This window comes from Vandammella animalimorsus (genome assembly GCF_002285265.1).
GTDB lineage: Bacteria > Pseudomonadota > Gammaproteobacteria > Burkholderiales > Burkholderiaceae_C > Lampropedia.
Window position 1 is genome coordinate 77793 of the sequence record NZ_NSJB01000011.1, and the last position, 9979, is coordinate 87771.

Sequence of the window (9979 nt, forward strand, 5' to 3'; positions counted from 1 at the left end):
TCTTCATGAAAATCGAAACCGCGCCAAAGGCAGCTTCTTAAACCTGGGCCCCGGCCTGGCGCAGCAGCTGCGCCACCTGCTCGCCCAGCGCCTGGGCCTGGGCCAGCGTGGTAATGGCCGCGCTGGCCTGCACCTGCACCAGGGGGCGCTGGCCTTGCGGGTCGCCCCAGGCGGCGCGCAGCCACAGTGTGTCTGGTGCGTCGGCCCAAACAGCATGGGCCGCCAGCGGCACGGAGCAGCTGCCGCCCAGCGCGCGGCTGACGGCGCGCTCGGCGGCAGTGGCCAACCAGGTGGGCAGGTGCGACAAGGCCTGCAAGGCGGCCTGCAGTTGCTGGGCCAGGGGCTGGGCCTGGGACGTGTGCGGCTGGGTGGCCAGCACTTCGATGCCCAGTGCGCCCTGGCCGGCGGCGGGCAGCATTTGCTCGGGCGTGAACTGCATGCGGATGCGCCCGGCCAGCTGCAGGCGCTCCAGCCCGGCGGCGGCCAGCACGATGGCGCTGAACTGGCCTTCGTCGAGCTTGCGCAGGCGCGTGTCCAGGTTGCCGCGCAGCGGCTCGATGCGCAGATCCGGGCGCAGGTGCTGCAGCAGCACCTGGCGGCGCAGGCTGGAGGTGCCGACCACGGCGCCTTCGGGCAAATCTTCCAGCCGCGCGTAGTGGTTGGAGACGAAGGCGTCGTACGGATTGCCGCGCTCGGGCACGCAGGCCAGCGCGAAGCCGGCGGGCAGCTCCATGGGCACATCTTTGAGCGAGTGCACGGCCAGGTGCGCGCGGCCATCGGCCAGCGCGGCTTCCAGCTCCTTGACGAACAGGCCTTTGCCGCCGACCTTGCTCAGGCTGCGGTCAAGGATTTGGTCGCCACGGGTGGTCATGCCCAGCAGCGTGGCCTGCAGCCCCTGGGCCTGCAGGCGTTGCTGGATGTGCTGGGCTTGCCAGAGCGCCAGGCGGCTTTCGCGCGTGGCAATGATGCAGGCGGCGGGGGGGCGGGGGGATGCGTTCATGAGGGGAGTGAGTGCGTGGCCGTCGAAAGCCTTTGCCTGGCGCTGCAGTGGCGCTTTGAACAGGCTCACTTTGAGCAGGCGCTCAGCGCGCGGGCGGCGGCTATGGTAGCGCGCCCAGAGGGCGGGGCAGGGCAATGGCCGCCATGTGCAAGCCGTGCGGCTGGCCCGCCGAGCCAGCGCATGGCCGGGCGCATGATTGGCGCATGAGTGGGCTGCATGAACGGGCGCTCAAAAAACCGGCTGCTGCTGCGCGCGCTCGCGCTGCGTGGCCAGGCTGGCCAGTTGGCCCCAGGTCTGCAGCCCTTGGGCCTGGGCATGGGCCAGGGCGATGAGGGTCAGCTCGGCCGTGGCCATGGCGTCGGCCACGGCGTCGTGGCGGGCGCTGTGCCCCAGGCCCAGGGCCTGCAGCCAGGCGTCCAGGTCGTGGTCGCTGCGGCGCGTTGGCGTTGTGCTCGGCCTCTTTGCCGGCATCGTGGCCGGGGTGTCATCAGGCTGCACCGCCGCTGGGCAAGCAGGGCAGGGGCCGAGCAGGGCCGGCAGCAGCTGCGCCAGATCGCACACGCCAGGCAGTGGCAGCAGCATCTTGCCGGTGCGGCTGCTGGGTGCGTGCTCGCCCAGCCATTGCTGCGCGGCGCGGTGCAGCATGGCCTGGTCGAACCAGGCGTGCCAGGCCAGCCACAGCGCGTCCTGGCCCCATTCGAGCAGCTCCAGCAGAGCCAGGCGCGGGTCCTGGCCCTGGCGCAGGTCATCCTGGGTCAGGCCGTGAAACAGCTGGCCCAGCGGGCTGATGGGCACCGGCACCTTGAGCACACGCGCGAAGCTGTGGCCCAGGGCGATGCCGGGCTGGGCGCCGCAGGCCTGGATGCGCACCGCGCCGATGGACAGCACGCTGTCGCGCTGGCGGTCCAGCCCGGTGGTTTCCAGATCGAACACCACCAGCGCCTGCGTGGCCAGCGGCTGCGCGCCGGGTTGGGCGAAGGGTTGCAGCCGGGCCAGGCGCTGCTGCAGCTCGTGGCGCTGCGGCGGCGGCAGGGGCGGCAGCGGCGCGGCCTGGGGCTGGGCGGTCTGGCGCGCGCCCAGCCATTGGCGCAGGGTTTGCCACATGGACAGGCTCATAGGCGGTAGTTCAGGCGCAGCGCGTCCTGCAGGCGGGCGGCCTCGGCCAGTGCGGCGCGCAGCACGCGCAGCTCCAGCGTATTGCACTGCTGCAGCGCGATCAGGTTGTCCAGCGGCTGGCCTTGCTGCTGTTGGCGCTGGTGGTGGCGCAGGCGCAGCTGCTGCAGGAAGTTGAAGGCGTCTTCATAGGTCTTGACGCGCTCTGGGCGCAAATGGCCGCGCTCGCCCAGCCAGCGCAGCCGTTGCACGGTGGAGGCGGCGCTGCAGCCCTGGGCCAGCGCCAGGATGCGCACGGCATCGACGCAGATGGCCAGGGCCTGTTTCTTGATGTCCAGCGTGGCGCCGCCCTGGGCCGCGCCCAGGGCTTGGATCAGGCGATGCTTGAGGCCTTGCGCGCCGCCGATGGCCGGCGGCGTGCGCTGCAGCGCGAAGCTGGCCATGAGGCGCTGGAAGGCGCTTTCCTGCTGAAAGCGCTGCAGGCTGTAGGCGCGCAGCTGCTGCACGGCCTGCTCCAGCTGCGCGCGGGCGCCGGGCGTGGCCCAGGCCAGCCGCATGTCGAAGAAGATGGTGGCGTTGAGCACGTCCTGCGGCTGGGCCTGCAGCAGCATGCGGTCGAAGAAATCGCGCCACTGGAAGTCGGCCAGGCACAGCGCCGGGTTGCTGGCCATGATCTCGCCCGGGCACCAGTGCAGGCCGCACTCGTGCAGCGCCTGGTTGATGGCCTTGGCCAGCGGCAGCAGCCGGGCCTGGGCCTGTTGCGCCTGGGCCGGCTCGCCAGCCAGGAACAGCAGGCCGTTGTCCTGGTCGCTCAGCAGGGTTTGCTCGCCGCGCGCCTCGCTGCCAAAGGCCAGCCAGGCAAAGGGCAGGCCAGGGTCGCCGTGCTCGGCCAGCATCAGCTCGATGACGCGCTCGACGCTGTGGTCGTTGAGTTGGGTGACGATGCGCAGCACCTGCTCCGCACTGGCGCCGTGCGCCAGCATGTTGGCCACCAGGCGGCCGATGTCGGCGCGCAGCGTGGCCAGCTCGGCCACCGAGGCGGCGCTGCGGATGGCGCGCGCCAGGTGTACCAGATCGACGCGCTGCAGCGCGAACAGATCGCGCTCGGAGATCACGCCACGCAACACGCCGTCCTCGACCAGGCACAGGTGGCCGAAGTGGTGGCGCGCCATCAGCATGGTGGCGTCAAAGGCGCTGTCATCCGGGTGCAGGGCCATGGGCGCGGCGGTCATGACCTGGCCGATGGGCGCGTCCAGGTCGGCGTGCGGGGCGATGACCAGCGCGCGCAGGTCGCGCAGCGTGAAGATGCCCTGCAGGCGCAGATCGGCATCGGTGATGGCGATGCTGCTGGTGCGCTGGCTGTGCATCAGGCGCACGGCCTCGCGCACGCTGGCCGCTGGGCTGCAGGTCAGCGGCGCGCGCGCGGCCAGGCTGCGCAGCGGGGTGTTGAGCGCATCGGCCTCGTGCAGGGTTTGCAGCGCGCCCAGCTGCATGTGCTGGCCCACGCGCGCCAGCAGCCCGCTGACGCCGCGCAGCGCAAACTGGCGGAACACGGGCGAGATCTCCAGCAATTGCACGAACTGCGCCACCGGCAGCTGCAGGCAGAAGCTGTCCTCGGCGGCGGTGTAGCGGCGGCGCGTGGGGCGCTCGCCCAGAATGGCGGCGAACGGAAAGGCGTCGCCGGGCAGCAGCTGCACCGGGGTGTCGGGCTCCTGCTGCTGCGCGGGCGCGGCGGGCTGGGCCAGCTCGGCGCGCTGGCCGACCACGTGGCCCTGGCGCACGATGTACCAATGCGCCACGCGCGGCGCCTCGGGGCCCAGGATTTGCTGGCCTGCAGCGAAAAAGACCAGCGCGCTGTGCTGCAGCAGTTGCAGCACATGGGCTGGCTCCATGGCGTCGAATGGCGCGTGCTGCTGCAGGAACGCCGCCAGCGCCTGCACGTTCTGCGCCACCGCGCGCTGACCGGCGGTCGCGTCCGTGGCGGGGGAAGACTCTGTCATGCCAAATTCCTCTGCGTGGGCCTGCCGCCAGCGGGCCGGGCGGCGCGTGCGCCGGGCAGTGCTGGCGTGCACTGACGGCGCACTGTCGGGCCGCTGGGCGCGCTTGTCGATAGAGACGAACCCGCAGACCTGAGCTTTGGGCGGCATGGCGTTTTTTGGGCGCGTTTTTTCGCTATATAATCTCGCGCTTATTCCCCGATAGCTCAGTCGGTAGAGCGACGGACTGTTAATCCGCAGGTCCCTGGTTCGAGCCCAGGTCGGGGAGCCACCGATTCCAAGCGCAGTTGGCGTACCAGTTGGCGCACAACATATAGGCAGCGGCAACTGCGCACCAGTTTTCCCCGATAGCTCAGTCGGTAGAGCGACGGACTGTTAATCCGCAGGTCCCTGGTTCGAGCCCAGGTCGGGGAGCCAAATGAGACAGGCCAACAGGCCATGCCGCAGGCACAGAACAAGGCGCGATGCCAATCGCGCCTTTTCTTTTGCCTGTGTGTCCTGTTGTCTGTGTGTCTTGAGGGCGCTACCAGCCCAGCGCCTGGGCCTGCAGCCACTGGCCAAAGCCGATGCGCGTGGCCGGCCATTGCGCGGCCTGGGGCATGGGAATCCGCGCTTTGGGCGAGCAGGGTACGCCGACGCGCTGCAGATAGGCCCAGGCATTGAATAGCCCGGCGTGGGTGATCCACAGCTGCGCCGTGGGCGCAGGGGCCTGGACCCGGCGCAGGCGCAGCGCCTGGGCGCGCGCCAGCACGTCGGCCACGCACTCCCTGCCGCCGAAGCGGTGCTGCGCGAAGTCCTGCGCCCAGGCGTCGATGGCCGCGCGCGGGATGCTGCGCCAGGGCTGCTGCTCCCAGTGGCCGAAATCCATTTCATTGAGCAGCGGCTCGACCTGCCAGCCGGGCAAGTCGGGGCGCAACGCGCGCAGGGCCTGCGCCAGGGCCTGGGTGCGCTGGCGCTCGGAAGTGAGCAATTGGCAGCCTGTGGGCAGCAACGCCGCCAGCGCCTGGGCCGATTGCGCCAGGTGTGCCGGCTCCAGCGGCACCTCGCTGGCGCCGTAGCACAGCGGCTCGGGCAACTGCACGCGAGGGTGGCGCGCCAGCCACAGCGGCGCTGGCTGCCAGAGCGCGCTGGCGCTCATGCGCTGGCGGCGCTGGCCGCCAGGGCCGCGCCGCGGGGGGCCAGGGCCATGAGCAGCGCCAGGTAAAAGCCCAGCTCGCCCACCTGCTGGGCGGCGCCCAGGCCGTCGCCGGTAAAGCCGCCCAGGCGCACGCGCAAGCGCCAGCCCACCAGGCCGCCGCCGAGCAAGGCGCCCAGGCCCGCCCAAAGCCAGGCGCTGGCCGGCGCAGCCACAGGCGAGCTGCGCAGCAGCGCGCCCACGGCCAGGGCGCTCACGGCCAACCAAAGCAGCGCCGTGCGCAGCGCGCTGGCCTGCAGGCCCGTGGCAATGGGCTTGGATTTGGATTGCGCGCTGTCGCCCACGTGCGGCAGCCAGGCCGTGAGCAGCAGCGGCATCAGCCGCGAGCACACGTGCGCGGCGGGCAGGGCGCTGGCGGCCAGCAGCGCCGGGCCCAGTTGCAGCAATGCGGCCAGCAGCGCGGTTTTCAGCAGCAGGGCCACGATCAGCGTGACGGCGGCGAAGGAGCCGATGCGCGAGTCCTTCATGATGAGCAGGATGCGCTCGCGGTCGCTGCCGCCGCCCAGGCCATCGGCCAGGTCGGCCAGGCCGTCTTCGTGGAAGGCTCCGGTCAGCCACAGGCTGGCCACGGTGGACAGCAGCGCGGCCACCCAGGCCAGCGCCGGGGCCTGCTGCATGCTGGGCAGCACGGCCAGCGCCAGCAGCATGACGGCGGCGCTCAACAGGCCGATGAGTAGGCCGATGCCGGGCAGGTGGCCCAGCGCATGGCGCAGCATCTGGGGGTGATAGCCGACCCAGCGCGCCAGCGCGCCCGTGACCGGAATGCGCGTGAAATACTGCAACGCCAGCAGGAAGTGGCGCAGCCCTTGCAGCAAGGGCTGGCGGGTTGGGGCGCTGGGTTGCGCGCTGGGCTGGTTTGGCATGTGCTGGCGTGGCGGCTCAGCCCGGCAACTGGCCCGAGACCTGCGCCGAGTCGAAGCTGGCCATGTCGCGCAGGATGCGGCAGGCCGACTCCAGCAGCGGCCAGGCCAGCGCTGCGCCCGAGCCCTCGCCCAGGCGCATGTCCAGCTGCAGCAGCGGCGTGGCGCCCAGCTCTTGCAGCATCAGGCGATGGCCTTGCTCGTGCGAGCGGTGCGAGAACACGCAGCGCTGCAACACGTGCGGCGCCATGCGCGTGGCCACCAGCACGGCGGCGCTGGTGACGAAGCCGTCCACCACGATCAGGCGCTGCTCCTGCGCGGCCTGCAGCACGGCGCCGACCATGCCGGCGATCTCCAGCCCGCCCAGGGCGCTGAGCGCCTGCATGGGGCTTTGGGCATCGGCATGGCGCTGCAGCGTGCGCTGCAGCACGCTGAGCTTGTGCGCCATGGCCGCGCCGTGCACGCCGCTGCCGGCGCCGGCGCAGGCCTCGATGGGCTGGCCGCTCAGCCGCGCCAGCAGCAGGGCGGCCGACGAGGTGTTGCCAATGCCCATCTCGCCCAGCAGGATGGCGTTGCCAGGCACGGCCTGCACGGCGCGCCGCCCGGCGTCGATGGCGGCCTGGCATTGCTCGGGGCTCATGGCCGGCTGCTCGCTGGCATCGGCCGTGCCGGGGGCCACCTTGTAATCGAACAGATTCGGGTGCGCGGGCAGGGCTCGGGCCACGCCGCAGTCCACCAGCTTCAGCGCAATGCCATGCTGGCGCGTGAGCACGCTGATGGCCGCGCCGCCGCTGAGCATATTGGCCACCATCTGCCAGGTGACCTCCTGCGGGAAGGCCGAGACGCCTTGCTGCGCCAGGCCGTGATCGCCAGCGAAGATCAGCGCATGGGGCTGGCGCAGCACGGGCGTGGTGCTGCCTTGCAGCATGCCGATCTGGTGGGCCAGGGCCTCCAGCCGGCCCAGCGAACCCAGGGGCTTGGTCTTGTTGTCCAGCACCGCTTGCAACTGGCTGGCCAGCTGCGCATCGTGCAAATCGGCAATGGCCGCCGCGCAAGCGGCCGGATCGAAGGAGGGGGAAGAGTGCATGGTGGTCCAATGGATGGGCCCAGGGCCGGCACGGGCCCAGGCAAGGCAAGGTGCGCTATCCTAATTGCAAAATTTCTTTTCAATGCGCTCATGCCGCGCCAGGGCGCAAGCGCCGACCTTCTGCATGCGCCAGACGCTCAAACACCCCGTCCACAGCGAACTGCTGATCAAGAAAAGCCGCTTCATCGGCTGCGTGCAGCCCGTGGCCGACCGCGCCCAGGCGCAGCACATCGTCGCGCAGCTGTGGCAGCAGCACCCTGGCGCGCGCCACGTCTGCTGGGCGCTGATGGCCGGCGGGCAATCGGCCGCGGTGGACGACGGCGAGCCCAGCGGCACGGCCGGCCGCCCCATGCTGGAAGTGCTGCGCCACCAGCAGCTCGAAGGCGTGCTGGCCACCGTGGTGCGCTACTTTGGCGGCGTCAAGCTGGGCGCTGGCGGCCTGGTGCGCGCCTACACCGATGCCGTGGCCCAGGCCCTGCTGCAGGCCGAGCGCGTGCCGCTGCAGGCGCTGGCCACACTGGCCTTCAGCGTGCACTACCCGCAAGAAGGCCTGCTGCGCCACCTGCTGGCCCAGCACGGCGTTCAGCAGCTGGAAGTGACGCACAGCGAGCGCGTCACCATCACCGCCCAGGTGCAGGAAGACCAAACCCAGGCCCTGCGCCAGGCCATTGCCGATGCCACGCAGGGGGCGGTGCAGTGGCTGGATGAGCAGGGGAGTTGAGCAGGCCTTTTGCCTTTGGAACAGATGCTCACATCCGCGGATTGATCTTCAGATCGCCCGGGCGGATCCAGCCCCAGCGGCGCAGCACGCTGGCAAACAGCAGGGCCAGCGCGGCCGGCAGGATGAAGTGCAGCAAGGCGATGGACAGCCAGACCTGGCCGCTCTCTCCCATGGCGGCCAGGGTGCCGACCTGGCCGACGAAGCCGCTGGTGCCCATGCCCGAGCCGGTGGGCACGTTCTGCATGCCAAAGCCCAGCGTGGCCACAGGCCCGAGGATGGCGGCGCTGAGGATGGGCGGGATCCAGATGCGCGGGTTGCGCACGATGTTGGGCAGTTGCAGCATGCTGGTGCCCAGGCCCTGGCTGAGCAGGCCGGAGACGCCGTTTTCGCGGTAGCTCATGGCGGCAAAGCCGATCATTTGCGCGGCGCAGCCAGCTGTGGCGGCGCCGCCGGCCAGGCCGCCCAGATTCAGCGAGATGGCCAGCGCGGCGCTGGAGGTGGGGCCGGTGAGGATCATGCCCATGACCACGGCCAGAATGATGCTCATCAGCAGCGGCTGCAGCGTCATGGCCCACTGGATGGTGTTGCCGGTGACCTCCAGCACATTGCCGATGAAGGGCGCCAGGCCCTTGGCCGTGAGGAAACCGACTGCCAGCGCCGTGGCCGGGGTGACGATGATGTCGATGGGGGTGGTCTTGCTCACCAGCTTGCTGGCCTCGGTGGCGGCGGCCACGGCCACGAAGCAACCCACCGGCCCGCCGAGCTTGGCCCCCAGCGCGCCGATGGCGGCGCTGGCAAAGACGACGATGGGCGGGCCCTGCAAGCCATAGGCCACGGCCACGCCAATGGCCGCGCCCATGCTTTGCTGGGCCATGGTGCCGGCCTCGATCAGCCAGGGCTGGCCCGTCCAGCCGCCCACGGTCTTGAGGATCAGCCCGATGATCAGCGAGCCGAACAGGCCCAGGGTCATGTAGTTCAGCGCCTCGATGCCGTAGCGGCGCAGCGAGAACTCGATGTTGCGGGACTGGAGGAAGGACTTGAGCGACATGGCCAGATGCTGCGCGCAGGGCAGTAGTTGGAAAAGGTGGCGCGATTTTAATACTCAAATTGAGCATTAAAGAGGACTGCACGAATCGCAGTGCCGTGTGCATTTGCGGATTCGAGCGTTCTGAGCCGTCCCTCAATCCTCGCGAGACCCGCGCTGGCCTCGCTCTGTGGCTTTCGCTGCGCACCCCATCTCGGTGCGCGGTGCACACGGCGCCGCCGGTTTGCGCAGGTTCTCCTTGATCAGAGCACGCGCCAAGACGGCGACAATACACGCCCCGGGCGATGCCGGGCCGGTGGCGCATCGCCATGCTGAAGAAAGGATGAATTCGTGAATGCCTTGGATTTTTTGCTGGCTGCGCCACGGCGCTTGCTGGCGCTGATGGCCCTGGCCTGTGCCGGCCTGCTGGGCTTTGCGCTGTACTTGCAGCACCACGTGGGGCTGGAGCCCTGCCCGATGTGCATCGTGCAGCGCTACGCGCTGACGGGCGTGCTGCTGGCTGCATTGCTGGGCAGCCTGTGGGGGCGGCGCTGGTGGTGGTGGCTGTGGGGCGGCCTGGCCTTGCTGATCAGCGGCTTTGGCGCTTTTGTTGCAGCGCGCCAGAGCTGGATGCAGTGGTATCCGCCCGAGACCGTCACCTGCGGCCGCGATTTCTACGGCATCGTCGAGAACTATCCGATCAGCAAGGCCATCCCGATGCTGTTTCGGGGCTCGGGCGATTGCACGGCGGTGGATTGGTCGCTGTTGGGCCTGTCCATCGCCAACTGGTCTTTTCTGACCTTTGCCGCGTTCTGCGTGGCGCTGCTGTGGGCGGCCTGGCGTTTGCGCGGGCGCTAGAGCATTTTCGATTTAATTAATTACATATCCAGCTGATCTGAAGTAATTGGCACACTCTTGAGCCGAGAACAGATCAACCAGTTGCCCCATGCGCCGCCACAGCGCATCCACCGTGCGCTCGCCG

General features: G+C 69.9%; 9 protein-coding genes and 2 tRNA genes. 4 read left to right on the forward strand and 7 right to left on the reverse strand.

Annotated elements, in window-relative coordinates:
* Positions 1-37: 37 nt before the first annotated feature.
* The 3 genes from hemC to CK625_RS11615 all read right to left on the reverse strand — a co-directional run bounded on the left by hemC (position 38) and on the right by CK625_RS11615 (position 4113).
* Positions 38-1000: a hydroxymethylbilane synthase gene (gene hemC / locus CK625_RS11605; protein WP_095540501.1), complete on the reverse strand. Its 963-nt coding sequence runs from the start codon at positions 998-1000 to the stop codon at positions 38-40.
* A gap of 228 nt (positions 1001-1228) precedes the next feature.
* Positions 1229-2104 carry a 3'-5' exonuclease gene (locus CK625_RS11610; protein WP_238945639.1) on the reverse strand — a complete coding sequence of 292 codons (876 nt, stop codon included), beginning with the start codon at positions 2102-2104 and terminating at the stop codon, positions 1229-1231.
* Between the two features lie 8 nt (positions 2105-2112).
* A complete protein-coding gene (locus tag CK625_RS11615) occupies positions 2113-4113 on the reverse strand; it encodes a DUF294 nucleotidyltransferase-like domain-containing protein (RefSeq protein WP_172425157.1) in 2001 nt (666 codons plus the stop codon).
* 192 nt (positions 4114-4305) lie between these two features.
* Here CK625_RS11615 and CK625_RS11620 point away from each other — a divergent pair.
* Positions 4306-4381, forward strand: a tRNA-Asn gene (locus tag CK625_RS11620).
* A gap of 70 nt (positions 4382-4451) precedes the next feature.
* Positions 4452-4527, forward strand: a tRNA-Asn gene (locus tag CK625_RS11625).
* A 106-nt stretch (positions 4528-4633) separates the two neighbouring features.
* Here the strand turns inward: CK625_RS11625 and CK625_RS11630 are convergent.
* Genes CK625_RS11630 through cobT form a run of 3 tightly spaced genes read right to left on the reverse strand, consistent with a single transcriptional unit; the run spans position 4634 to position 7252 of the window.
* Positions 4634-5248 carry a histidine phosphatase family protein gene (locus tag CK625_RS11630; RefSeq protein WP_095540490.1) on the reverse strand — a complete coding sequence of 205 codons (615 nt, stop codon included), beginning with the start codon at positions 5246-5248 and terminating at the stop codon, positions 4634-4636.
* Positions 5245-6168, reverse strand: a complete 924-nt coding sequence (locus tag CK625_RS11635) for an adenosylcobinamide-GDP ribazoletransferase (protein ID WP_343030400.1) — start codon at positions 6166-6168, stop codon at positions 5245-5247. Before CK625_RS11635 ends, CK625_RS11630 begins: the two co-directional genes overlap by 4 nt.
* Positions 6169-6184: 16 nt before the next feature.
* Positions 6185-7252, reverse strand: a complete 1068-nt coding sequence (gene cobT / locus CK625_RS11640; RefSeq protein ID WP_095540491.1) for a nicotinate-nucleotide--dimethylbenzimidazole phosphoribosyltransferase — start codon at positions 7250-7252, stop codon at positions 6185-6187.
* A gap of 124 nt (positions 7253-7376) precedes the next feature.
* Between cobT and CK625_RS11645 the strand changes: the two genes are divergently transcribed.
* Entirely contained in the window at positions 7377-7973 is a 597-nt protein-coding gene (locus CK625_RS11645; RefSeq protein WP_095540492.1) for an IMPACT family protein, read from the forward strand.
* A 28-nt stretch (positions 7974-8001) separates the two neighbouring features.
* Here the strand turns inward: CK625_RS11645 and CK625_RS11650 are convergent, their stop codons facing one another.
* Complete coding sequence (locus CK625_RS11650) at positions 8002-9021, reverse strand: PTS transporter subunit IIC (RefSeq protein WP_095540493.1); 1020 nt, start codon at positions 9019-9021, stop codon at positions 8002-8004.
* A gap of 327 nt (positions 9022-9348) precedes the next feature.
* Between CK625_RS11650 and CK625_RS11655 the strand changes: the two genes are divergently transcribed.
* A complete protein-coding gene (locus tag CK625_RS11655) occupies positions 9349-9855 on the forward strand; it encodes a disulfide bond formation protein B (RefSeq protein ID WP_095540494.1) in 507 nt (168 codons plus the stop codon).
* The last annotated feature ends 124 nt before the right edge of the window (positions 9856-9979 follow it).

Coding starts and splice junctions, on each gene's coding strand:
- CK625_RS11615 (WP_172425157.1), bottom strand. CDS start 4,113: ATGACAGAGTCTTCCCCCGCCACGGACGCGACCGCCGGTCAGCGCGCG.
- CK625_RS11630 (WP_095540490.1), bottom strand. CDS start 5,248: ATGAGCGCCAGCGCGCTCTGGCAGCCAGCGCCGCTGTGGCTGGCGCGC.
- cobT (WP_095540491.1), bottom strand. CDS start 7,252: ATGCACTCTTCCCCCTCCTTCGATCCGGCCGCTTGCGCGGCGGCCATT.
- CK625_RS11635 (WP_343030400.1), bottom strand. CDS start 6,168: ATGCCAAACCAGCCCAGCGCGCAACCCAGCGCCCCAACCCGCCAGCCC.
- hemC (WP_095540501.1), bottom strand. CDS start 1,000: ATGAACGCATCCCCCCGCCCCCCCGCCGCCTGCATCATTGCCACGCGC.
- CK625_RS11645 (WP_095540492.1), top strand. CDS start 7,377: ATGCGCCAGACGCTCAAACACCCCGTCCACAGCGAACTGCTGATCAAG.
- CK625_RS11650 (WP_095540493.1), bottom strand. CDS start 9,021: ATGTCGCTCAAGTCCTTCCTCCAGTCCCGCAACATCGAGTTCTCGCTG.
- CK625_RS11610 (WP_238945639.1), bottom strand. CDS start 2,104: ATGTGGCAAACCCTGCGCCAATGGCTGGGCGCGCGCCAGACCGCCCAG.